Source organism: Desulfosporosinus sp. HMP52, assembly GCF_000765145.1.
In the GTDB taxonomy this organism is placed as follows: Bacteria; Bacillota; Desulfitobacteriia; order Desulfitobacteriales; family Desulfitobacteriaceae; genus Desulfosporosinus.
Genome location: NZ_JMGA01000018.1, coordinates 1 through 23210, shown reverse-complemented (window position 1 = coordinate 23210; position 23210 = coordinate 1). Strand labels below are relative to the sequence as shown.

Here is a 23210-nt window from a genome sequence, read left to right as displayed (position 1 = left end):
CTTAGGTACTAAATTGTTCGGAAAGCCAGCTGCTCTGTTGATTCAATTTACTTAAGGCAACTTCCATGGCATCAAATTGTTTATAGTAGCGGGTTTCAATGTCTTCAAGGCGATCATCCAGGTTTGTGAGATCAGTATTATAACGAGAAATTAACTTCGCTAGACTGCTTTCAGTATCATCATCCGTAGTACTGCTGTAACCTCCAACGGTGGCAATCTTATCCATAGACGTCTTCAACGTTTCATAGAAGCGGACGGCTACCCCTTGTTTAGCTGTACTATCTCCACTCGTACTAAAAAGCTTACTTACAACATCTGGATCCTCTTCAAGTGCTGTCTTCAGTTTGGTTTCATCAAGATAAAGCTTGCCGCCTTCCGTGTAATCCCCTGTGGTTATACCTATTGATGCCATGTTTGTATATTTACCAGAAAGACCATTAACGGAGGATGCAATATCATTGCGCAATGTATAGAGAGTATCCTGCAAGATTGAGTCATGACGTAGCATGCCACTTTTTGACCTTTTTTCCCATTCCGTAATTTCGGAATCCTTCATATCTGCTTTTTGTTCACTTGTAAGAGGCATGTAGTCTGAATATTTTTGTTCGTTCAATTCACTAGAAACTTTTTCTAGTGTTGTATTGTAAGCATCTATAAAGGCTTTGACATTGGCGATTGCTTTGTCATTATCGGCAGATACGACAACATTTGATGAACCTTGCGCCTTAAGTTGATAAGTTACTCCAGAAATTGTAAAACTATTGCTGGATTGGGTTAAATTCACACCGTCTAAATTAAATTGAGCATCTTTTCCTACAGGTTTCGGTGTTGTCTGAGATATATTGAGCTTTAATTTATCGTTCAGAAAATTAAATGCAGCTTGGTCGCTTCCGGCGAGGCTAAGGGTTCCGCTGGTTGCTTTAAGAGTGAATTTAATATTATCAGTATCAGAATTGTCATATATTGCCTGGGCATTAACACCTGCAGAGTTAATATTATTGATCAACATATCTAAGGAATCGGTGCTTTTGACAGTTATGTCTTGAGTAGTTGTCCCGTTAGTTAATTTTAAAACAATATTACTTGTAACACCCAGTGAGGAAAGCAGATCAGTCCCGTTTGTAACTCCAATGGTTTCGCTACTAGTCTGCCCTGATGTTGAAAGAGTGGTGACATCAGCAAGCTTCAAAGTCTTATTTATAAAATCAAGACCGTCTGTATCAACGGTACCAGAGAAATCAATTCCAACACTCGCCCCTGCTCCTGTAGTATTCATGAAAAAACGATCGAGTGTAGCGTCATAACTAGCCTTAATGCCAATGCCAGAATTATTAATACTACTAACAAACTCGTAAATGCTCTTACTAGTATCAACTTTGATAGTTTTAGTAGAAGCGCCATTTTTAAGGACGATATCATATGTATCAGTTGCCAGCCCAAACTGAGTGCTTAGATTTTCTTTGCTAGCTGAGGGAACAGATATACTTCCCTCACTTGTCAACTTAGCGCCTTCAGCGAGTTGGGTAACGTTAATGCTATGACTGACATTTGCTGCATCTGCGTTAGCTGTTGCCGAGACTACACTTTCAACAGTCGATGAAACCACTTTTGGCATTAATGTGCTTTGCAATTTATAATTAAACGCAGTCGTGTTTCGGAAGTCACGCAGAGTGTTATACATTGTATTATAGTCTGCTTTTTTCCACTCTAACTGTGTTTTCTTCTGCCACATTTTATCATATGAAGCCCGTCGGGCCTTCATTAAATCTTTAACCATTTGGTCTACGTCCATCCCTGATCCACTTAGTCCATAGGTGCGCATTACCACAGTAATCCCCCTCTACAAAGAAAGCTTTGCTTTCTACAATCCTTCTATAAACAATATCGAAAAGTCAACTAACATACTTTAGCCTTTTCTTCAAAAAGAGGATAATTCATTCCTTTTCGAAGCATTCTTGCAATTATTCCTTAAAATAGAAAAGTCGCTTAGTTTGCGACATTTTCAGCTTGGAATCGGCGATAAACAGACATAGCATGAGTCTTTCTGCTTCCGCCTCGATCCAGGCACAGCCATTTTCTTTAGTTAATTAAAGGAGCCAGGAACAAACGTTCCTGGCTCAGGTATGGCTGTAATTGTTTTACGTTTGAAATTAACGGAGTAGTTGTAAAACACCTTGAGGAGCTTGGTTTGCTTGAGCCAGCATAGCTTGAGCCGCTTGGGAAAGGATATTGTTCTTTTGGAAGTTCATCATTTCTTTAGCCATGTCAACATCGCGGATGCGAGACTCAGCAGCGGTCAGGTTCTCACTGGAGGTTCCAAGGTTGGTAATTGTGTGCTCAAGACGGTTTTGGTAAGCACCTAGCTTGGAACGCTCTGCAGATACATTTTGAATAGCATCGTCTAGAACGCTGATGGCAGCGGTTGCCTTAGTATGATCTGACACATCAAGAGCATATTCAACATTGGCATTATCTGTACCGTTTGTTACTTCTTTAGTGGCCTTTAGGCTCGCTACATTACCGTTGGCCGCTGTAATTGAGCCGCCAGCCGTAGTTCCTGAAACCTTAAGAGCTTGCGAACGCATATCAGCAACTTCAATAGTCATGCTTTGAGCGGTGTTTGCTCCAATTTGGAATTTAGCTTCAAAAACATCGTTATCGGATGTGTTAGTGGATACTTCAGGAGCCTCTAGTGACTCCTTACCTGATTTTTGCGTCAATGTAAGCTTATCACCTGTTACAGTAGCAGTATATTTGGAATTCAATTCTGCATTACTGTTGATTGCGTTTGCTAAACTTGTCGCTTGTTGAGTTAGAGTATCACCAGCTAACATTGCAGTACCATTAGCCAGTCCAGCATTCTCACTATCAGTGGTTACCGCGATGTCTACCCCATCAATTGTAATTCTGCCACCATTTTGTACTGGTGATATGAACTCTACATTATACTTTCCTGCAGAGGCCGTAGGAGCACTGTCTACAAAACTAGCAGCAGTCAAATCTACACCTGTTGCTTTAGTAGCCTTTTCCGTCAAGGTAATCGTAGCATCCTTAACCGTCGCCTCAAATCTTGCGCCTAGGGTTGAATTGCCATTAATTGCAGCAGCAATATCTTTAGCTTGTTGTTCTTTGTCAGAGTTAATGTTAAATTGACCTGCGGAAGGATCTGCATTAGCAGCCACAGCTGTAAGAGCCTGTCCAGCAATGGTAATTGTTTGACCAGCGACTTCGAATGCCTTATTTATATCGATGGTGTATTTACCCTGTACTTCTTTAACACTAGCAGTTGTCTGAGCTGCAACCGCAGTACCAGTGCCAACAACAGAAGCGGTAAGTGCAACACCCGTTGCTTGGCCTGTTCTTTCAGTTAATGTAATAACATTTGTTGCTACGGCAACATTGTCAAACCGATCGTGGAGATTTTGGTTAGCATTAATAGCAGCTCCTAGGCTGGCAGCCTGCGCGTCGGCATCGGTGTCTATGCTGAACTGACCTAACGATGCATCAGCTGCACCAGCGACACCTGTGAAGGTTTCTCCTCCAATAATGACTGTACTACCAGCCGTCAGAGGTGTTGCGCCTACGGTTAGAGTATATACCCCCTGTACCTCAGCTGTACTTCCTGTTACTTCAGCGAAGCCAGCGGTGTCACCAACAATACCTCCACGAGTGATCGTAGAAATATCTGCATTAACTTTTTCTCCACCACCGTTTAATAATTTTTGCGTGTTAAACTCAGTGGTATTGCCAATTCGATTAATCTCGGAAGTCAACTGGTTAATTTCCTTCTGAATTTCGTTTCTATCAGCTCCAACGTTAGTATCATTGGCAGCCTGAGTAGCGAGCTCTTTCATACGCTGAAGAATAGCATGAGTTTCGCTCAATCCACCTTCAGCAGTCTGAATCATGGAAATACCATCTTGGGAGTTACGGGCTGCTTGGTCTAAACCACGGATTTGACCGCGCATTTTTTCGCTGATTGCCAAACCAGCAGCATCGTCACCTGCTTTGTTGATCCGGAGACCTGACGAGAGTTTTTCTAGCGACTTTGCGCTGTTAGAATTGTTGGTGCTCAATTGGCGATAAGTGTTGAGGGAAGCCATGTTGTGGTTGATAATCATAAAAAAACTCCTCCTTGATTTTAAACCAGGCGTCCATGCCCGGCGTTTTTTCTATAGCAGGTATTTAATTACTTCGCTCATCGGCCGATTGAACAGAAGTAGTTTCAAATTAACCTGCTATATCTTTTATCGATAGGCTTTTCCGCTCACATTAAGTCTAAAAAAGACCGTTTTTGGCCAAATACCGAATAATTTCAAATTCTTTCTCTAAATTACTCTCGTTTAGAACTATTCGAGAAATAGAGAAATGCTGTGCTTTAGTAAGTCAAATAACAAAATTATAGCTTTTCAAATGAAGCTAGCCCCATCTCATATTGGAGAAGGGGCTGGTATATAACTATTTTATAGATACTAGGCTTTTTTATCTAATAACAATCCTACATAATCACTGATTGCAGCTAAAGTATCTAATAATTCATGCGGTGGAAACTCTTTAATAACAGTGTTATCCTTGGAGTTTACGACTTGTACCATTACTCTATTAGTCTTTTCATGAATTTCAAAACGAAGGTCTGTATTGATATTTTCCATGAATTTATTTAGCCGATCCGTAATCTGATTTATTTCTTCGCTGCTGTATTCTTTTTCATAGTCAACTGTTTGGGCTTGATCTTTGCCTGCTTCTAAATTACCGAAATCAATAGACTTTCTGCTGGCTTGTTCTGCCGAATCGGCTAGAGACGATACCGATACAGCGTCGTTTAGCAAGATGGGTACTCTCACTGAATTGATGTCCATTGCCACACCTCTCAGATGCTTAATTAAAGAATAACTCTCTATTGATTTATCGGAAAGAATAATTCGTTTCTTTAATTAATTAGCCTAAAATTAAGAGCGAAGAGCTTTGCTAGACCGATAAATTATAAACCTTTAACCATGAAGTTTAAAGAGCTAGAGGTTCCCGATATCCTTCTCCTACATTTCTTTCAACCCTTACATTGCCTACGTCCAGCGCATACCTCGCTGGGCTTGTTTTATGCGCAAGCGTGCCAGTTTCTACTTCCCTTGAACTTCTGGAAGATATGGAGTTCCCTGAACGTCTTCTCCAGAAATTACACTAAGGTATTTGGCAAACTAGACTTTAGATTTAGTTTTTCAATGTCACACAACATTTTGATGATCAGATTGTTCACACATACATCCAAAAGTTTCTGAGGATCCACTTACGCAGAGCTGCTGCTAATACTCCACCAAAGACTGTCATCGCTGCTACGCTATCCCCATTGAATAAGCCAACGATTCCCCCAAGGATTGCCCCACCTACTGCCCATTTGATCATCAAAATTCATTTCCTCCTCTTCTAATGAGAGCTATTATGGTCTGTTTCTGTTTTATTTCTAATGACCTGGACTAACGGGTGTTACCGTAGTCCTCATGGTTCAAACTATATAATTGAGCTTAGCCTCAAACGATTAGAGTAGATCGACTGCTGCCTGTTTGTACTTTCGGCTTATGTAGATGTAGTAGCTCGCTGTAATGCTTGCATGACCTGTTAGTTAGCAATAGTGGTGAAGGGTACCTTTTTTTGGACGAGTTTTGAACAAAAGGTATGACGAAATTTATGGGGATCGATGTCAATATTTAGTTCTTTCCCGATTCTCTCCAGCATTGTAGCTACAGCATCCCTGCACATACTAGGTGAACGCTGACCAACGAGTTGGAAAGGACTATTTACTCTTTGCTCGATCACCTTCCAGGCAGTCTTTCTTTAGTTGAGCTACATCCGAACGAATGTGGACTTCTATGATCTTGCCGCCTCTACCATGAAGTATTATAGCGTTAATAACAAAATCAACATCCGAGGTTTAGACGTTGACCAGTTCACTGACTCTGCAACCTGTATATAATTAGATGGATTACAACTAAGGGGTTTGGTTATGGCAGGGTCTGAGATGTACGCCAGAATACGCTCTAGTTCCTCTTCGGTGAACACATAGACTTCACCTTCGCTGCCAGAGGCTACTTTGACTCTGTCACGCACTGGATCGACAAGCTTTTGACCATCTTGATGGATTCCTCTTGTCTGGAGCCATTGGCAAAAACAACTCAGAATTTGCGGCTTCATTTACGGTATTTTGCTTGCGTATTATTTCACTAATAGGTGGTTTCGGAACGTAGTCATATCCTGTCTTGTTAGTTCTTGAAAGTGTTTTTAGGTTAGTTTCTCTCACATAAAAAAGGGGGCGATCGACCTCGAACTCCTTCCAGAGGCTTGCCTCATCCTTACGTTCGTACTTTTCAATACGCTCAAGCTCAGAAATAACTGATCTGTCAACAATATCTGGACGACTTACTACTGTGTTGATGCCATTGAGAACAACGCAACGTAGAAATGTCAGGATTACTTCCCCTTCGTTCGTGTACAGTTCCCGTTTACTGATACCGCCCCCAGTCGCCGCCATGCAGAGAATATCGCTGATCTCATGGGTCAGGTGATCAATATTGTCGTAGCTCGGCATATAGTTTTTAGAAAGCTGCAAGGTAAGTTCATCAATGCTCTTTGGTAATACCATCGTTTCCTTAATGGCTGGGTCGATGAGCTTACGGATCTTCTTCATGGTGGTAGTTTTGCTGGCCCCTTTTTCACCTGACAGTACGGATATTACGTGAGGAATATCGGGGATTAGGCAAGCCACCAAGTAGACCATCAGAAGCATTTGATCATCCCTACTCTTAAGCCGTATGTGCTTAGAAATTAGCGTGAGATCACCTTTCTTGGCTGGAGTAACCTGCGCTATCATATTCCTAGTGCGTTCAAAGAGGACGGTTGAGCGGTCGACTATCGCCCAGCCGTTCATAGTAACTTCCACCACCTGACCAGTTTCTGAGCATAGATCATAGTATATCTTGTCGCCATCCCTACCGGCTCTAAGGTACACGTCCCGTTTAGCGCCTTCGTAAACGGCTTGAGAGTCTTGAATTTCGAATATCTGGCTTACTGCCTCCGCGCCGTAGTCCTGAGAAAGTATGAGCGCCCACTTGTCTGATTCCTCACAGCAATTGGTAACTGTGAGTGATTGATACCATTCATTTTCTGGCAACGACTCACTATCATCTTTACAATGTCGCATCCAAGTGCATCCTTCTGGCTTGAGAATTGACTCCATGTAACTCGGAGGATATTTTCGATCATCCTTACTAGCATTTAGTGTAACCTTGGCATGGGATTTCGTTGATACCTCGCTGATATCCTCAATGAAGAATTGCTCAAGGTCAGCTAAATTGTATCTAATAGTATCGTCAATTTGAAGAATGCTTACAGGCTTCAGCTCCTCTAGCTTGTGGTTAAGTGTACTTGGCACGCGGAGGACTCTAGCAAGATCTGTCAATCTTAAAGCATTACGCTTGAAGATGCCCTGCAGTGTCCTTTGAAAGTCTGCAGAATATTGCTGCCTGCTTCCCGCTCTTTTGAGGATTCCAGCATCCACAATTCCTTAAAGAGCCAGTATACATGCAGACCATAACCGCTAAAGATTGTAACGGTAGGAGCTAGCGGAAACTCTTTGAGGATTTCCATTGCCTCATCTACACTGGTTGGATAATGGCTGGCCTTATGGGCATCGTGTGTAATGTCAATATCCAACCATACGCCTGGCAATGCGATGACATCCTCTACCTTACCTCGACCCGCTTTTAGACCTCGCTGCAATAAGCAGACGCTGTAATAGACATCATGCGTCCCCAACTTACTCGCGATGTAAGATAGATATGCTTTCTTTTGCTTGGCTGCGAAGAATTTAGTTTGCTTGTCCTGCTTGGTCCAGATTGCGATCACACCGTCGCCGTCGTGACCGAGTACTGATCCTAAGAGTTCACATACCTGCTCAATGTTGTTTACCTTACTAATTTCTGACATCTAAATCACCCCTAAATTGATATCATCGCTGTAGGTAAATACTAAGCTATTTCTTCTCCACCAGTGCCTGGTATTACTGAAACCAAAATACCCCCCTTGACAAATCTAAAGACCAAGAGTTCGTTACACTCTTGGTCTATCAAGATAATTTACTAACTCTTAGTTAACTCATCAAGTAGTTTTTCAACCCGTTTTAACTCTTCTTCCGACGGTGAGCACTTATCCTGCTTGTTCTCAGGTTTATGAATTATTAATGCCCTGGCTATAACTTCGCTTATGTCAGTGAATGGGAAATCACTTTCATCATGGTGGACCTCGCCGCTAAGTTCCTGCTCGCTCAGGTCCATTATTTCCCGGTCTCGCAAATCTCCAACAATTTCCACAAGGTCATGCCATTTTTGCTAATTTTCTTCTATCATTTGCGCATATAAATGCAAAAGGTGCGCCCTATCAGACTCGTTTATGTACATGCTGATTTCGTTGTCTTCGTCGAGTCCTATTAAACTGCTTCTGGTTGATTTCGTCTGTTGTTTCACCCACACCATTTCACGTCCGTTCCAACCGTTAGTTATTGAAAGGGCCAAGAGCGAATGCCCTTGGCCCTTTGGAAACTGTATTCACTTGCCTTAGCGAACCAATTATCTGAGTAATTGGAGAACGCCTTGAGGAGCTTGATTTGCTTGAGCCAGCATAGCTTGAGCAGCTTGGGAAAGGATGTTGTTCTTTTGGAAGTTCATCATTTCTTTCGCCATGTCTACGTCACGAATACGGGACTCAGCAGCGGTCAGGTTCTCGCTGGAAGTTCCGAGGTTGGTTATAGTGTGCTCTAAGCGGTTGGTGTAAGCACCAAGCTTGGAGCGTTCCGCTGATACAGCTTGAATGGCATCATCAAGTACGCTGATAGCAGCGGTTGCCTTGTCGTGAGTTGAAACGTCAAGAGCAAACTCAACACTAGTATTATTTGTCCCATCGGTAACTTCTTTGGTTGCTTTCAAAGTTGCCTGAGAACCGTTTGTAGCCGTAATAGTTTGGCTAGCAGTAGTACCTGAAATTTTCAATGCTTGAGAACGCATATCATTGATTTGAATGGTCATACTTTGGGCAGTATTAGCACCAATTTGGAATTTTGCTTCAAAGCCATCTCCAGCTTTAGTGGAGGTTTTAATAGTAGGAGCAGTTTCTGACTCCATATTTGCACGCTGGGTAACAGTAATAACCCCTGCACCATTATCTACCGCACTATATTTAGCCTTTAAAGTGGAATTCAATGTACCGATAGCTGTAGCAAGAAGATCTGCCTGACCATTTGCAGTTGTCGATCCAAGTGAGAGACTTTCACTATAATAAATTGCCTTACCTTGAGTAACCATTGATGCATCATCTTCACCTGTTCCATCTACAACAAGAATGTCTTCACCATCAATAGTGAATTTGCCGCCTGCCTCAACTACTTTGCTTGATGTATGGGTATAAGTGGATACACCTTGAGTTGCAGCAGAACTAACTGTTCCTTTATCTAGCTGCATTCCTTGAGTTTGTCCAGCCTTTTCTGAAAATACTAGTTTATTTTTCACTACAGTTACGTCATAAATTGCATTAACTGTTGCATTAGCGTTAAGAGCGTCTCTCATGCTTGCAGCTTGTTCTTCCTCAGTTAGCAATGCATTAGCGGCACCAACGTTAAATTGGTTTACAGCAGCTCCGCTCGTTACAGATGTTAATGTCACAGTTGAAACGGAAGTCGGCGAACCTACAGTAGGGATAGTAAAGTCGATAGTTTCGCCAGCGTTTTTGAAGTTCTGAGTTATGTCAATTGAGAAACTACCTCTGACTTCGGCATCAAGACCTTTATCAAAGACATCATTTTTGCCAGCAATAGCATGAGTTGCCGTATTCATAGCCACATCAGCTACAGCACCAGCTGCTGTAGTTCTAGTAACTGAAACAGGTGAAGTGACTAAACCTGAATTATTGATCGCTGTTTGCATAGCAGCAGCATTGATACCTGCGCCTGCAAAGTCAGCACTTAAAGTTACCGTTGCACCTGCTTTGGCAACAGTTGTAGCACCACCGTTATTTGCAAATGCAAAAGTTAAGCCATTCAAATCAGTACCAACGTTTTGTGCTTCGATAGTTAACTTAGAACCATCAGCTAAATCAAATGAAACCATCGATTTACCAGTTTCACTGGCAGTTATTGTAGATACACTAGAAATAGCACCCTTACTGCCACCCATAGTAGTGGTAGTTATGCTCATATCTTTTACTTGAGCACCGCCGCCATTAAGCAATTTTTGAGTATTAAACTCAGTAGTATTTCCAATTCTGTTGATTTCAGAAGTCAATTGATTAATCTCTTTTTGGATCTCACTGCGGTCAGAACTTACGTTGCTATCATTGGCAGACTGAGTAGCTAGTTCTTTCATACGCTGAAGAATGTTGTGAGTCTCGCTCAAGTTTCCTTCAGCAGTACCAATCATCGAGATAGCATCCTGCGAGTTACGAACCGCTTGATCCAAGCCACGAATCTGACCCCGCATCTTTTCACTGATTGCAAGACCTGCAGCATCGTCACCAGCTTTGTTAATACGAAGACCTGAAGAGAGTTTTTCCAGAGACTTAGCGCTGTTAGCATTGTTGGTACTCAACTGGCGATAAGTGTTTAGGGATGCCATATTGTGGTTAATAATCATAATTAAAACCTCCGTGTATTTTTATTCATGTAAACTTCCGTGTCCACACGTTTTATAACAAGCCTCATGGCCACTCGGCTTATTACCAAGTTGAAAATTTATAAAAAAAGAACGATAGATCCCTTGCTTATAAACCTAGCGTCCTGCTAGAAATAAGCAATAATCCTTCGTCCTTGTGTACCATAATAAGTATTAGATTATTTCCTTAGAATCTTAGAGAGTGTAATAAACTAACTTTTCTTCGGAAACTTATTTTTATCTTCCAATATCTCTCCACGTATTATAGGTGTGTCTTTAGGGGCATCAATTGCTAATCTTAAGTCACCAAAGTCACTTTTAATAACTTTGACCATTATGTCATCGCCAATCATTACATATTCACCAGGTTTTCTTCCTAACACCAACATTATTACTCCTCCTTGATTATCAAAAAATAAAAAACGAGCAAATACTCCAAATCTCCCCCTACGTCCTGTAAGGCAGATTTAGCTTATTTGCTCGTCCTTGCATCGTTTTAATTAATGGTACTGTTTACCCTTGTACCTAGTGTACTAGTTTATAGGTGTATTAACCACGCGAGAATTCACTTGGCTTTTATATAATTCTCCACGGGTAACTATCAAGTTTTTAGGGGCTGTAATTGCAAGCCTTAAATCTCCTAAGGTGCTTTTAACAATCTTGACCATTATGCTATCACCAATCATCACATATTCACCTGGTTTTCTACCTAACACTAACACTTATCGTTCCCCCTACTTTAATATCGTCTTAATTCCTTAATAACTTTAGTGTTTTTTTTAAAAATTCACCTTTCTTTTCATAAATTTTGTGATATTATGCACTTTTAATATTTTAATATTACTTAAAGAAGTATATTCCTTTTTGAGAGTGAAACTTGCCGAAATATATTTCCTTTCAGTTAGATTTCTTCTGATATTTCGTCGAAAAAAGAAAAACTGATCGGATTCTTATTCCAATCAGTTTTCTGAACTAAATTCATTATAAACGAGACTGTCTTTTCAAATAATAATTATTATACTAATGCACTATTACATCTCTTTTGGTAACACCTTAAGCATATCTAACACCATTATATCATTGGGCACAGCAGCCTTTCTGTTCTCTTCAGCAATGGCATCAAAAATCTCGCCTCGATAAATTTTTATCTCTTTGGGAGCTTCAACAGTAATTCGAATATTATCTCCTTTAATACTAACCACTGTCACAACAATATTGTCAGCTATAACGATTCGTTCACCAACTCTACGAGTAAGGGCCAACATATTATTCCCCCCCTTTGACCGCTTCTTGGGGTAAGCCATCAGGAAACAGTTTATGACTAATAGAATACTCAGTCCGGTCTAGTATAACCTGTCTGCCCATATGATTAACCTCATTTAAAACTATCGGTGCTAGTAAGTTTACCGTCATATCAGCCAACTTTCCTTTAATACTAGCAACCGAAAAGACTTTGGGGAGATTTTCCTGCGACAGGCCTAATTCATTAGCAAGTTCATCATCGAGAACAAATTCATAATCCTTAATGAAATAAAAAGGATCCACTAATATAAACGTCAAATTTGCTTCGATTGTCGATTGGAGAAATGAAAAAGGGCTTGCAGAATTATGAGGGATATAGGCAAAACTCTTCTCCTCTGGGAAACCTGGGATTCCATTAGGGAAGTTAAACAACTGCTCTTCCTTTACTTCGAGTTCACCAAATCTAGTTGATTGGATTATCATTAAGGATTTCCCTCCTAATGGTTAAACTTTGACATCTACCGTTGAGAACTCAATACTTGGGTACTGAATGACTTTAATATCTACTTTTCCAGGCCGATAGTCGCCTTGTACCTCGCCCTTAAGATGGGTAAAGTCTACCTTCCCTGCATAGGCATTGATTTGAGCAGGTTTAGCTTGATATTGAATATCAGGTGCAGCAATCGGTGCCCAAGTTATTTCAGGAACATTCGATATGCTGGCATTAAAGGCAATGTTGGCAACTGCATTTGAGCCATTCTCAATACTAGCCATTTGGTTGCCTTCTTCGACGATCCTTGCTACAGTCTCCATTGCAGTCTGCTTACCTAGTGCCGCATTATCTTGAGAAAAATCAGCAATATTTTTCAACCCAATTGAGTAACGATAAGCAGTATGGTCGATCGTTAGCTCCCCCCTGGGTTGAGCAATTTCCAAAGTAGCTGGCGTTGTCTCCATTAGCATCTTAGGTGGCGTTGTCTGCAAATTCAGTTTAGCATTTTGAATGTTATAATCTGTCCGAATCGGCTGAGTATTAATGTTAATCTGAATCATTAAAGCGCCTCCCTTATCTCATAAAATCGACAAGGGAAGGCTGAATAATTTGAGCCCCGATGGAAAGAGCTGCTTTATATACATTTTCAGAATTCTTAAATTCAATGACTGTCTGGGCTATGTCTGCATCTTGTATATCCGAAAGATTCTGTGTCAGGTTATACCAAGTTGTATCCAGCTGTCCTTGTAGAGCTGTCAAGCGATTAGTCCGAGCTCCAAGATTGGCTCGATGTGCTAAAACATTATCAACATTCCCATCGATATCCTCTATAGAATTCCCAATAGCGGTCGCATCATTAGTCTTAAAGGCTGCCTTTAGTGCATCTAAGGTCTCGAATACCCCTGGAGCACCTGTTAAAGGAGTCTTAAACAAAGTCTGACCATTAATGGATATGGGTAAAGATAAGTTATTTCCAACGTCAAATTTAACATCTTCACTATTTCCTTGCCAAGTTCCATCTGAGGTGATTAGTTCCTTATTAGTTGCTGTTCCGGAAAAGATATACTTTGACCCATTTTTAGTGTTTGCTAACATACGCAGTTGTTCCGATATCTGTTCTATCTCAATAGAGCTGTTTTCTCTATCGGTTTCGGATAAGGTTCCGTTGGATCCTTGTACTGCAAGTTCTCTAACCCGCTGCAACATTAAGTTTATATCATTAAGAACCCCGTCAGTAGTATCCATATACCCCAGAGCCTCATCAACATTGCTCTTCCACTGTTCAACCGCAGAAATATTACTTTTCATGCGCAAGGCATTTTGAATTCCCGCGGGATCATCTGAGGGGCGTGTAATCCGATAACCGGAAGACATTTGATTTTGAATTTGGCTCATTTTACCCTGAGTTGTTTCCAAATTGCGTAACAAGTCTTGAGTCATCATTTTGTTTGTTACTCGCACATAAATCACCTGCTCTCTACATCGTTAAAACTATTATCGTGTCACTCCCATACGATTGACAATCGTATCTAACATATCATCCATCATGGTTACCATCCGCGCCGCTGCCGAATAGCTTTTCTGAAACCTAACCAGATTTGTCATTTCCTCGTCCAAGGATACGCCTGAATAGGATTCTTTTTGGTTTGTCAGGTGTATAACCAAAACGTCTTGTCCAGCCGTCATTCGCTCTGCCTGCTGGACATCTACACCGATCTGAGCTACGTTTGCACCATAATAATCGCTAAAAGAAGCCGCGGAAATAGGATTCTGATTAACCCCATCTATTGTTCCAAATCTCCCCGAGACAATTAGACTCTTTAAGGAGCTCCAGCCACTAGACAAGGCGGAGAGGGCGCTAGCAATACTTCCATCCCCCACGATAACCAGCGGATTACCATCAGTATCTAAAGCATGGGTGGGGGGGTTAGTGGAATCATCCAAGGGTATAGTTCCGGTGGCAATTCTGTTTAAATCATCTTCTATATCAAAGTTAAGAGTAATTGTTGCGGCATTAATTACAGGAAGATCCGGTGGATTGGATGTGGCAGGATCCGAGCCATCTGTAAAGAAGTTTATTCCTACTGGACCGACTACAGGATCCGTTTGAGTCTCAGCAATTAACCCCTGCCCCGTCTGGTGAAGAGCATTCACAGCATTGGCAATTCCTTGGGCCAGCTTGTCAAATTGCGCCCCGAATTTAGGCAGGTCCATGTCTCGCACTTCAATATTTGCTGATAACCCCCCATTCTTAATACCCAGATCGACGTCTGTGTTCGGTTTGTCACTCCAAACAACGCGGGCAAATCCTTCCGCGTTTTCGAGCGGAGGATCCTTTAAAAGGCGAGCCATACTGTCATCGACTAAAACATTATTAGGAGAATTCTCATCCCCAATGATAACCTTAAAATCAGTGACAGTCCTATCCGTAAACTTAGGATCTTTGGTTTCAACAACCCTGACACTGACAATCTTAGATAGCTGGTCAACTAAAAGATCTCGTTGATCTCTTAAATCATTAGGGTTATCTCCCGTAACTTCTGCCCGTTTAATTTGGTCATTGAGATCCTTAATTTGTTGACCAAAGGTATTTATCTGACGGATCTGAACCGTAATACTTGAATCTAAGTTTTCCCTCATATCTGTAACCTGCTGAGCAATATGATGGAAGCTTTCAGTTAAGGTCAAGGCACGCTCACGAACTACCGAGCGCGCACCCATGTTCTCCGGATTCTTGGACAAGTCACTCCAAGCACTCCAGAAATTATCCATATCAGAGTGCAAACTGTTTTCTGACGGCTCGTTCAGCATTTCTTCAATCTTCTGAAGTCCGTCCTGTCTTCCTGCCCAATATTGTTGCTTGGACGTCTCTCCACGCAATTGTCGATCCACATAAGCGTCTCTAGCTCTGGTTACCGTTTCTAGGGTAACCCCTGTACCCAGGCTCAAATTCCTGCCAGCAATGGGTATAGTATACGGTGTCGTTGCAGTTAAGTTTCCAACCTGCCTTGTATATCCTTCTGTATTAGCGTTGGATATATTATGCCCGGTAATATTTAAAGCCGCTTGCTGTGATGCCAGTGCTCTGCGCGACATTTCTAAGCCAAAAAAGGTCGAACTCATATATTAAACCCTCCGATCTAAAAGGTGGAGTTTTGGTTTCACTTCATCTTCTTTATGATTTGTTGGATGATTGTAGGTTCTTTTGTCCTGATGGGTTAACATGCTCACGGTAAACTCTACGACTTTCATAGCCTGTTTAAGAAGTTCGGCGTTGATTTCGTGAATTGCTTGTAAAGCATTAACCGTTCTATCTAACTCAAAGCGTACTCCTTGAAGCATAGGATAATGCTTGGCCAGTTCTGCTAGGGTAAGTTCTTCCGGGGCTTGCCCCAGATCTCGTCCGATTTGTTCAGCCCATAACAAGCGTTCCTTTTCCAGGTGACTAGCCTCTAACAAGAGTTGTTCTTCCCTAAGGGTTATCGCCTCCAGCTCCTGAAGCTTGCTGTTAATAATGGATTTCTGCTTATGACTTTCTAACGTATTGAGCTCATCATAGAGAGCGACCTGCCGTCTTAAGTTATCCTCTAAGTGTTGGAGTATTTCAGACACTGAATTTTCCCCCTCTATGAAATCTGACTAAAAATCTTGTGAAAAAAGCTTATCAGCTATTATTCGGCTATCTACTTGGAACTCTCCACGTTCAATCTGCTCAGTAAGAGCTTTGACCCGTTCCTCACGAACAGAGGGTGTCTCTTTAGCCTTTTGTAATAAGGATTGAAAAACTTGTGCTTTATCCGAAACGGCAATCTTATCCGCCTCAGAAGCAGTCGTTTTGTTTTGAACTTGTTTCAATCGATTAGCAGCTTGAATGCCACTTACTGGAGACATAGATGTCCGGTCTATTTTCATTTTGCTCACTCCAAATACATACTCTTATTCTTATATCGTCGATCCCCTTCAAAAACTAAAGAGAAACTTTTGTTTTTCTATGTAATATTTTTTGATGGAACTAGTAAAATTAGGGACTAAAGTTTACCCCCTAAATTGTCGATATTATTAGAGTAGGTTTTCTAAATTCTCAATTAACCTTCCCAAAATCCAATTTTGCCAAACACCTACTTAAATAATCAGCAAGGGAGGTCAGCCACAATCCTTATCGATCCAACTAAACTCTCTGTTTAAGGCTTTTGTGGCAACAGCAACATGGATTTATCAACTATTATAGGTATTATCGTAGGTTTCGGTTGTCTTATCATCGGCTATATACTGGAAGGTGGAAGCGTAAGTTCCCTAGGGGGCTTTTCCGCTGCCATGATCGTCTTTGGAGGAACAGCCGGGGCTGTTATCATTAGCTTTCCTCTCGCCAATCTTAAAAACCTCCCTAAGTGGATAAAGCTTGCTTTTACCTCTCAAACCTTTGGAACCGAAGAAGCCTATGAGACTTTGTTAAGGTTTTCGGAAAAGGCTCGTCGGGAAGGCTTACTCAGTCTGGAGCACGAACTTGAAATGGTTACGGATCGCTTTACTCGTCAAGGCATGCAGCTGGTCATAGACGGGACAGACCCGGAAATAACTCGGGAGATCTTAGAATCTAATATCTATATATTAGAGAAAAGACATAAGGTGGGAATCTCTGTCTTCGAAGCTGCCGGTGGGTATAGTCCTACCATGGGAATTATTGGCACAGTTATGGGCCTCGTCATGGTATTAGGAAACCTGTCAGACCCGGAAGCACTCTCCCATTCTATCGCTGCAGCTTTTATCGCTACTCTTTATGGGGTTGCCTCAGCAAACCTTTTATGGCTTCCTATAGCAACAAAGCTTAAAATGAAGGACAAAGCAGAGGTAGCATCAATGGAGATGGTTCTGGACGGTATCCTCTCCATTCAAGCAGGACAAAACCCTGCTATTTTGAAAGAAAAACTAAGAAACCATATGGGGTCTGCTCTGGACTCTGTGGAGAAAGTTAAAGAAGGTTCAGCCAAGGGCAGACGTGCAGCTGTAGGCGAAAGCCGATGAGGAGAAACCGCGAACCCGAAGCAGAGAAGGAGAATAGCGAACGGTGGTTGCTTACTTATTCTGACTTAATCACTCTTTTAATGATTTTCTTTGTGGTGCTTTATTCAATGAGCAAAGTAGACGCCGATCGATTCCAAGCTATCGCAGAATCACTTAACAAAGCCCTAGGGGGAGGGATTCCGGCAAAAATGGAAATGGCGGACAGTCCCGCCGGCCCAACAATCTTTACTACCGGAAATCCTTCTTCAAACTCCACTGTTCCGGGAAAAGATACAGATCCGGACAACACCACGAATGCAGATGCTGACAACACTAACGGTGAAAATATCAATAGTGGTCAAGGAAATAGCGAAGCTGAAACCATGAGCATAGAAGGCATTAAAGCAAAGCTGGACAAATTTGCCGCAGACAATGGAATTCAAACGAAGCTTGTTTCTTCCATGGAAGAACGTGGTCTTGTGGTAAGTATCCAGGAAACCTTACTTTTTGAAAGTGGCTCAGCGGATATTAATGCCAAGGCCCGTGATATTTTGAGGAATATTTCTACGGTTCTGGCCTCGGCTCCTAACCAAATTCGAGTTGAAGGGCATACAGACAATGTTCCCATCCACACCCCTCAATTCCCCAGTAATTGGGAACTTTCCGTAATTCGGGCGACCAACGTTGTCCAGATTTTGCAGAATGAAGGAATCCGCCCCGGCAGACTCTCAGCGGCAGGTTATGGGGAATACCGACCTATTGCCCTTAATGATAATGACGAAGGTCATGGCAAAAACCGCCGTATTGACTTGATTATTCTACGCTCTAAGTATGACATTACCGAGCCAACCAAAACTGCAGCTTCTAGACCATAACTTCATTATGGCTTTAGGCTCTTCGCTCTGCTCTTCCACCCCTTTGGCAGGTTGTTTTATAAAAGTTTGTTTAGCTAAAGCTAAATCCAAACTAAATCTCGGGGGTACGGGAAGGAATTTCCACCTCCCCTAAATGGAAATCAGAACACCCACTTACAAGAAGTGGGTGTCTAAAATTTGACAAATACATTCAACTGCTTACCTTCCTAGAAGGCCAGCAAATGAACTGCCCTATACATCAACTCTGAAGCTAAATTTATTTGCTCATGCTTTAACAAAGCTATGGTGTCTTCAGGGGTATGATTTTTATACAGCCAGTCCTTGGCCATTAGAGTTACCGCGGGAATATTCACAGAAGCAAAGCTTACAGAATCACTATTATGACCTGCAGGCGGAGTTAATATTGCGCTAGCCCCACACTCGGAGGCGGCTTGGCGAACAGCTTTAACAGCTGTATTCTCGCCATTCCCCCAAAGAGCGAAATTTCCAACCATTCCATTTCCAACAGAGTCCGCGTTTAAGACAGCTTGGATCTGAGCCAGAGGAAACGTCGGAGATTGAACAAAGGCCTGAGATCCTATAAACCCCATTTCCTCCGCGCTCCAAAAGGCGATGACAATCGTACGTTTCGGGATAATCTCTTCACGTAGGATTCGCCTCATAACATCCAGTACGCACCCGACGCCGGAAGCGTTATCATTGGCTCCGGGATAAAGTTTTCCTTCAAAAACTCCCAGATGATCATAATGAGCAGAAATCAGGATTATCTCCTCAGCTTTTTCGCCCATTAACCCTCCTATTAGGTTGACACTTGGGCTTCTAAGTGTTTTATTATCTCCAGGTCTAAAGGTTAATCTACCATTAACTCGAGTTTCCAACACCGGAGGAATTGTGTAGGTATGAACAAAGCCTGTATTCGAGTCTCCCATGGGGCGCAGACCCAGCATACTTAGCTGAGAAGCTAAATACTCTGCAGCTTTTGCCTCGCCCACGGAGCCAGCCTTACGACCTTCCATATCCGGTGCTGTTAAAACATGGATATCATCCATGGCCGTTCGATTCAGGCTTTCTAAATCAACCTTGCTTTCCGGTTCGCTCGCGGCAGGACGCCATAATTCAACAGGCGGACGCCCAAGTCTTTTCTTAATAGTTCCTCCGATTGAAGTCGGTAAAAAACTCCACGGCAACATTACTGCACCAAGACCAAATAATACTTTTAAAAAAGCTCTACGCGTCTGCATATTAATCCTTTCATTAAAAGAGGAGAATGACCATGTCTTTACGCATCAATTCCCCACATCAAACTCAGACTACCAATCTTGACTCTGCAAGCTCCTCAGAGCGCAGTAACGACTTTAGCAACGTTTTATCTCAAACTCAAAAAATTAACCGCCTTGAACTCCAATCCTTTCTTGGTCGACTTGAAACCCAAGGAAAAAAACTAGCGCATTCCCTCTCTATCCGAGATCTTAAAGATTTTCAGGATATGGTTAAATCCTTTCTTCGCTCGACCTTTGGACAGAGCCGAAAAATGCAGGAAGAGACTTCTTGGGATTATCAGGGGCGGCCTAAGGTTATGGCAAGAATCGGTAAAATTGATCAAGTATTGGATGAACTGGGAAAACAGCTTCTTGATGAACAATCAGAACCCCTGGAGATCCTCACTAAAATTGATGAAATTCGTGGTATGATCATTGACCTTTTTGCCTGACAAGCCTCTATATTAATTCGCTGTAAAACCCAAAAATCATTTTTTTTAGATCTTCAATAATATGGAAAGAGGTGTAACCCCTATGTCTCAATCATCAATAGCCAATACCTACGAAGATTTTATTAAAGGGTTTCACCCTAAGAGTGGCTTAGATCTTAAATTTTATAAGCAAAATCAGATGCAACGTCGTATTCTAAGCTTTATGAATTCTCATGGCCACCCTACCTATCCCGAATTTTTAAAAGCTCTCAATGCTGATCCGGTTTTATATGACGCCTTTTTTAAGCACTTAACAATTAACGTCTCTCAATTTTTCAGAGATGCGACTCAATGGAAAACCTTACGAGAAACCATAATCCCTTTGTTAGTCAAAAACAGACCTTCCTTAAAACTCTGGAGCGCAGGATGTTCAAGCGGTCAAGAGCCCTACTCTTTAGCCATGACCATGATGGAATACTTCTCGGCAAGTAAGTTTAGCATACTGGGTACAGATATTGATGTCAATGTACTGAAACAGGCTAAAGATGGAATCTATAAACAAAACGATTTTGCAAGCACCCCGCCGGAATTCTTGCAGAAATACTTTACTCCATCGGACAAAGGGCAGCAAATTAAAGAATCTGTAAAACGACAAGTCACTTTCCAACATCAAAACTTACTAACAGATCGTTTCCAAACCGACTTCGACTTCATCGCTTGCCGCAATGTGGTTATCTACTTTACGGAAGAAGCCAAAGAAATGCTTTATAAAAAGTTTACCGACTCCTTGCGCCCCGGAGGAATCCTCTTTACCGGCAGTACCGAACATCTCTTCGGACTAAATCATCTTGGCCTCAAACCGGTCTCCTCATTCTTCTATCAAAAACAATAGCGGTTGACGCAAGTAAACATAATGGAGAGAGTGCTATCAAGTAAGCGCTCTCTCCATTTGCTATTTGAAATATTCAACAAAATAATTCTGTTCTGTTTTACATCATACTTGAAATCTCTCGCCAAGTTCTTTAAGTCTCTCGGCCATTCCATGAAGACCACTAATTGATCCGGCAACTTCTTGAACCGATGCCGACTGTTGTTGAGTAGCGGCTGCAATAGTCTGAGCACTATAAGATACCTGCTCCACATTCTTTTCAGATATTGCGATTGTCTCGACAACCTCTTCACTTTCTGTGGCCAATTGCTTCGTTTCAGTCGTAATATTCTTAGCTTTATCTGTCACTAACAAGGCCGCTTGTTGAATCTCCACAAAGGATCGTCCAGCATTTTTTACCAGTTTAGCACCTTCTGCAATTGCATCGGCTTCGGTTAAGATGGACTTCGTAACATTTTCCGTCCCATTCTGGATCTCACTGACGATTGTTTTAATTTCCTTCGCAGCCACAGTAGCTCCTTCAGCAAGTTTCCGTACTTCCTCTGCCACTACAGAAAACCCTCGCCCATTCTCACCGGCTCTCGCCGCCTCTATAGCAGCATTTAAGGCAAGAAGATTCGTCTGTGCAGCTATTCCGGCAATTACTTCAGTGATTTGACCAACTTTCTGAGAATTGTTTTCGAGGAGAACAACTTCATTCTCCATTGCTTTGGATTGGCTTAAAATTGTGTTCATTTGACTAACTGCAGATTCTATCTCTTGAACACCGGAATCAGCTTTTTGAGCCGTCTGATTGGACAATTCATAAACCCCTTGTGAATTACCGGAGATCCCACGGATTCCTTGGGTCATCCTCTTCACCGAATCTGCCATAAGTTTGGTGTTAGTTCGAACATGTTGAACCATAGAAGCTACTTCTTGAACACCATTGGTAATTTCTTCGCTTGCCTTAGCCAAATAGTCGATGTTTGTCGAAAACTGTCCCGTCGACAGAGCTAACTCTTCCGAACTCGCATTTGTACCCTGAATATGGGCCCTTAATCCAACAATCATCTCATTGTAGGCCTTTAACATTTCTCCAATTTCGCCTTTTGCATTCTCTTTATGTTCATGTCGGAAATCTCCAGCGGCTACTTCTTTCAAAAGTTGAGATGTTATAACAATGGGTTTAATCATTGACCCTGCTGCAAAATGCCCGATTATGGCCGCCAAGAGGGTACTGGCAATTAAGACACCGATTGATGTTCTCAACAAATCATTCCGTGCTGCCATGCTTTCATTGGCTTTAATTGTGATTGCATACTGCCCGATTTCCTCATCATTAATATCCTTCAATGGGGCATAACTTGTCAGATAGGACTCGCCATTCTGGCTGTTATGCGAGACCGAGCCGTTAGTCCCCCCTTCGGAAAATGCTTCATTGGTAGATAATTTCCCTCCATTATTTACGATCACGGATATCTCTGCACCAGTCAATTGCTTAACTGTTTCTATTTGATCCTTTGTAAGGTAATGACCGAATACGATATAGCCCGCTTTTTCTCCAGTCCCCTTGTTTTTAAGTACCTGAGCTACACCAACGAAAGCTAATCCCTCCTGAGCCTGATAGATTCCGGATAATATCTTTTCACCAGATTCTGCTCTTCTGATTAAGGGATGTTTACTTATATCACCGGAATAACTTTCCTCCCCAAAGGAATTAAGGACTGTACCGCTTGCATCAGCGGTAAATCCAAAATCAACCTCAAAATCATCTTTTGCAATGTTTACATTTTCGACAATCCAATAGACATCTTTTGTTTGAAAGGCCGCAAAGGATTCATCCCAAAAACCATAAGTCTTTACAGCTTGCTCCATGTTTTGGCCGATAACCGACATAGTTTTGGCTGAGGCCTGGGCAGCAAAGGTGGCTTGTTCATGCTCAGTTTTAGATAAATCATTATTAACTGCCCAGTACGTAATTCCGCCCCCGATTATAACAGGAATTAAGGCAAAGGCTATTAAAACAAGGAATATTCTAACTCTAATTGACATAATTAACCTCACTTTGGTCGATATTTTATTTAACATTTCAGGGTTAAATCACCAATTCCGTACCCATATCTGAAACCTTAAATATTGGTAACTAACCTTTATAAAAGCAAAAGCATTAAGGTTCTAATTGTAATATCTGTTTAGTAGGGAAAACAACTAAATTATACTCCTTTCGACTAATATCGATTATAATCACATGTTTCTTCGCGAAGCGTCGTTATTCCTTCTTAAGCCTACAAATTATTAAAGAAAATCGCGTATCTTGCCTAAAACCAATAAGGGCTCTGACTCATAATTA

The 23210-nt window shown here is 41.7% G+C and carries 23 protein-coding genes and 2 pseudogenes; 4 read left to right on the top strand and 21 right to left on the bottom strand.

All coding sequences use genetic code 11. From position 1 onward, the window contains the following. Position 1: 1 nt before the first annotated feature. The 19 genes and pseudogenes from fliD to flgM form a co-directional block, all read right to left on the bottom strand. The gene (gene fliD, locus DP73_RS23385) at positions 2-1822 is read right to left on the bottom strand and encodes a flagellar filament capping protein FliD (RefSeq protein WP_165574392.1); all 1821 of its coding nucleotides are present in this window, start codon (positions 1820-1822) and stop codon (positions 2-4) included. Positions 1823-2150: 328 nt separating this feature from the next. Beyond that, complete coding sequence (locus tag DP73_RS24170; protein WP_034598424.1) at positions 2151-4121, bottom strand: flagellin; 1971 nt, start codon at positions 4119-4121, stop codon at positions 2151-2153. 351 nt (positions 4122-4472) lie between these two features. Further along, positions 4473-4859: a flagellar protein FlaG gene (locus tag DP73_RS06735; protein WP_034598423.1), complete on the bottom strand. Its 387-nt coding sequence runs from the start codon at positions 4857-4859 to the stop codon at positions 4473-4475. Between the two features lie 391 nt (positions 4860-5250). Continuing rightward, positions 5251-5403 (bottom strand): hypothetical protein, encoded by a 153-nt coding sequence (locus DP73_RS23380; RefSeq protein ID WP_165574391.1) that lies wholly within the window; start codon positions 5401-5403, stop codon positions 5251-5253. A gap of 210 nt (positions 5404-5613) precedes the next feature. Then, positions 5614-5811, bottom strand: a complete 198-nt coding sequence (locus DP73_RS22425) for a tyrosine-type recombinase/integrase (protein WP_081962979.1) — start codon at positions 5809-5811, stop codon at positions 5614-5616. A gap of 283 nt (positions 5812-6094) precedes the next feature. Next, the gene (locus DP73_RS23025) at positions 6095-6919 is read right to left on the bottom strand and encodes a hypothetical protein (RefSeq protein WP_128751388.1); all 825 of its coding nucleotides are present in this window, start codon (positions 6917-6919) and stop codon (positions 6095-6097) included. A 533-nt stretch (positions 6920-7452) separates the two neighbouring features. Continuing rightward, a complete protein-coding gene (locus DP73_RS06725; RefSeq protein WP_034598421.1) occupies positions 7453-7977 on the bottom strand; it encodes a hypothetical protein in 525 nt (174 codons plus the stop codon). A gap of 152 nt (positions 7978-8129) precedes the next feature. Beyond that, the gene (locus DP73_RS06720) at positions 8130-8360 is read right to left on the bottom strand and encodes a hypothetical protein (RefSeq protein WP_128751387.1); all 231 of its coding nucleotides are present in this window, start codon (positions 8358-8360) and stop codon (positions 8130-8132) included. A gap of 255 nt (positions 8361-8615) precedes the next feature. Further along, positions 8616-9098 (bottom strand): annotated as a pseudogene (locus DP73_RS23665) (flagellin); the annotation flags it as partial. Positions 9099-10265: 1167 nt separating this feature from the next. Further along, positions 10266-10652: pseudogene (locus DP73_RS23375) on the bottom strand (flagellin); the annotation flags it as partial. A gap of 248 nt (positions 10653-10900) precedes the next feature. Next, complete coding sequence (locus DP73_RS06710; protein ID WP_034598418.1) at positions 10901-11077, bottom strand: carbon storage regulator; 177 nt, start codon at positions 11075-11077, stop codon at positions 10901-10903. A gap of 144 nt (positions 11078-11221) precedes the next feature. Further along, positions 11222-11410, bottom strand: a complete 189-nt coding sequence (locus tag DP73_RS06705) for a carbon storage regulator (protein WP_034598416.1) — start codon at positions 11408-11410, stop codon at positions 11222-11224. Positions 11411-11719: 309 nt separating this feature from the next. Continuing rightward, on the bottom strand, positions 11720-11953 hold the full coding sequence (csrA, locus tag DP73_RS06700) for a carbon storage regulator CsrA (protein ID WP_034598415.1): 234 nt from the start codon (positions 11951-11953) through the stop codon (positions 11720-11722). A 1-nt stretch (position 11954) separates the two neighbouring features. Beyond that, positions 11955-12413 (bottom strand): flagellar assembly protein FliW, encoded by a 459-nt coding sequence (gene fliW / locus DP73_RS06695; protein ID WP_034598414.1) that lies wholly within the window; start codon positions 12411-12413, stop codon positions 11955-11957. Between the two features lie 21 nt (positions 12414-12434). Then, positions 12435-12983, bottom strand: a complete 549-nt coding sequence (locus DP73_RS06690) for a DUF6470 family protein (RefSeq protein WP_034598413.1) — start codon at positions 12981-12983, stop codon at positions 12435-12437. 13 nt (positions 12984-12996) lie between these two features. Next, positions 12997-13884 (bottom strand): flagellar hook-associated protein FlgL, encoded by an 888-nt coding sequence (gene flgL, locus DP73_RS06685; protein WP_034598412.1) that lies wholly within the window; start codon positions 13882-13884, stop codon positions 12997-12999. A 33-nt stretch (positions 13885-13917) separates the two neighbouring features. After that, a complete protein-coding gene (gene flgK, locus DP73_RS06680; RefSeq protein WP_034598410.1) occupies positions 13918-15546 on the bottom strand; it encodes a flagellar hook-associated protein FlgK in 1629 nt (542 codons plus the stop codon). A 3-nt stretch (positions 15547-15549) separates the two neighbouring features. Continuing rightward, the gene (locus tag DP73_RS06675) at positions 15550-16035 is read right to left on the bottom strand and encodes a flagellar protein FlgN (protein WP_034598409.1); all 486 of its coding nucleotides are present in this window, start codon (positions 16033-16035) and stop codon (positions 15550-15552) included. Between the two features lie 27 nt (positions 16036-16062). Then, positions 16063-16335 carry a flagellar biosynthesis anti-sigma factor FlgM gene (gene flgM, locus DP73_RS06670; protein WP_034598408.1) on the bottom strand — a complete coding sequence of 91 codons (273 nt, stop codon included), beginning with the start codon at positions 16333-16335 and terminating at the stop codon, positions 16063-16065. Positions 16336-16629: 294 nt separating this feature from the next. Between flgM and DP73_RS06665 the strand changes: the two genes are divergently transcribed. Both DP73_RS06665 and DP73_RS06660 read left to right on the top strand, forming a co-directional pair. Further along, positions 16630-17445: a flagellar motor protein gene (locus tag DP73_RS06665; RefSeq protein ID WP_034598407.1), complete on the top strand. Its 816-nt coding sequence runs from the start codon at positions 16630-16632 to the stop codon at positions 17443-17445. Beyond that, positions 17442-18299: a flagellar motor protein MotB gene (locus tag DP73_RS06660; RefSeq protein ID WP_034598406.1), complete on the top strand. Its 858-nt coding sequence runs from the start codon at positions 17442-17444 to the stop codon at positions 18297-18299. The genes DP73_RS06665 and DP73_RS06660 overlap by 4 nt, the downstream gene beginning before the upstream one ends. Before the next feature lie 206 nt (positions 18300-18505). On the opposite strand, the gene DP73_RS06655 is transcribed toward DP73_RS06660, so the two are convergent. Then, positions 18506-19540, bottom strand: coding sequence for a M20/M25/M40 family metallo-hydrolase (locus tag DP73_RS06655; RefSeq protein WP_034598405.1), 1035 nt, complete (start codon positions 19538-19540; stop codon positions 18506-18508). Positions 19541-19572: 32 nt separating this feature from the next. Between DP73_RS06655 and DP73_RS06650 the strand changes: the two genes are divergently transcribed. Both DP73_RS06650 and DP73_RS06645 read left to right on the top strand, forming a co-directional pair. Then, positions 19573-20010 (top strand): YaaR family protein, encoded by a 438-nt coding sequence (locus tag DP73_RS06650; RefSeq protein ID WP_014904684.1) that lies wholly within the window; start codon positions 19573-19575, stop codon positions 20008-20010. Between the two features lie 82 nt (positions 20011-20092). Next, the gene (locus DP73_RS06645; protein WP_034598404.1) at positions 20093-20881 is read left to right on the top strand and encodes a protein-glutamate O-methyltransferase CheR; all 789 of its coding nucleotides are present in this window, start codon (positions 20093-20095) and stop codon (positions 20879-20881) included. A 102-nt stretch (positions 20882-20983) separates the two neighbouring features. Here DP73_RS06645 and DP73_RS06640 read toward each other — a convergent pair whose 3' ends face one another. Then, complete coding sequence (locus tag DP73_RS06640; RefSeq protein ID WP_034598403.1) at positions 20984-22912, bottom strand: methyl-accepting chemotaxis protein; 1929 nt, start codon at positions 22910-22912, stop codon at positions 20984-20986. Positions 22913-23210 lie beyond the last annotated feature (298 nt).

What these genes read in the sequence shown, in the direction of transcription:
- DP73_RS24170 (WP_034598424.1), bottom strand. Translation starts at nt 4,121, where the DNA reads ATGATTATCAACCACAACATGGCTTCCCTCAACACTTATCGCCAATTG.
- DP73_RS06650 (WP_014904684.1), top strand. Translation starts at nt 19,573, where the DNA reads ATGTCTTTACGCATCAATTCCCCACATCAAACTCAGACTACCAATCTT.
- DP73_RS06640 (WP_034598403.1), bottom strand. Translation starts at nt 22,912, where the DNA reads ATGTCAATTAGAGTTAGAATATTCCTTGTTTTAATAGCCTTTGCCTTA.
- DP73_RS06690 (WP_034598413.1), bottom strand. Translation starts at nt 12,983, where the DNA reads ATGATTCAGATTAACATTAATACTCAGCCGATTCGGACAGATTATAAC.
- DP73_RS06735 (WP_034598423.1), bottom strand. Translation starts at nt 4,859, where the DNA reads ATGGACATCAATTCAGTGAGAGTACCCATCTTGCTAAACGACGCTGTA.
- DP73_RS06655 (WP_034598405.1), bottom strand. Translation starts at nt 19,540, where the DNA reads ATGCAGACGCGTAGAGCTTTTTTAAAAGTATTATTTGGTCTTGGTGCA.
- DP73_RS06660 (WP_034598406.1), top strand. Translation starts at nt 17,442, where the DNA reads ATGAGGAGAAACCGCGAACCCGAAGCAGAGAAGGAGAATAGCGAACGG.
- flgM (WP_034598408.1), bottom strand. Translation starts at nt 16,335, where the DNA reads ATGAAAATAGACCGGACATCTATGTCTCCAGTAAGTGGCATTCAAGCT.
- csrA (WP_034598415.1), bottom strand. Translation starts at nt 11,953, where the DNA reads ATGTTGGCCCTTACTCGTAGAGTTGGTGAACGAATCGTTATAGCTGAC.
- fliW (WP_034598414.1), bottom strand. Translation starts at nt 12,413, where the DNA reads ATGATAATCCAATCAACTAGATTTGGTGAACTCGAAGTAAAGGAAGAG.
- DP73_RS06725 (WP_034598421.1), bottom strand. Translation starts at nt 7,977, where the DNA reads ATGTCAGAAATTAGTAAGGTAAACAACATTGAGCAGGTATGTGAACTC.
- flgK (WP_034598410.1), bottom strand. Translation starts at nt 15,546, where the DNA reads ATGAGTTCGACCTTTTTTGGCTTAGAAATGTCGCGCAGAGCACTGGCA.
- DP73_RS06665 (WP_034598407.1), top strand. Translation starts at nt 16,630, where the DNA reads ATGGATTTATCAACTATTATAGGTATTATCGTAGGTTTCGGTTGTCTT.
- DP73_RS23025 (WP_128751388.1), bottom strand. Translation starts at nt 6,919, where the DNA reads ATGAACGGCTGGGCGATAGTCGACCGCTCAACCGTCCTCTTTGAACGC.
- DP73_RS06645 (WP_034598404.1), top strand. Translation starts at nt 20,093, where the DNA reads ATGTCTCAATCATCAATAGCCAATACCTACGAAGATTTTATTAAAGGG.
- fliD (WP_165574392.1), bottom strand. Translation starts at nt 1,822, where the DNA reads ATGCGCACCTATGGACTAAGTGGATCAGGGATGGACGTAGACCAAATG.
- DP73_RS06710 (WP_034598418.1), bottom strand. Translation starts at nt 11,077, where the DNA reads ATGTTGGTGTTAGGAAGAAAACCTGGTGAATATGTAATGATTGGCGAT.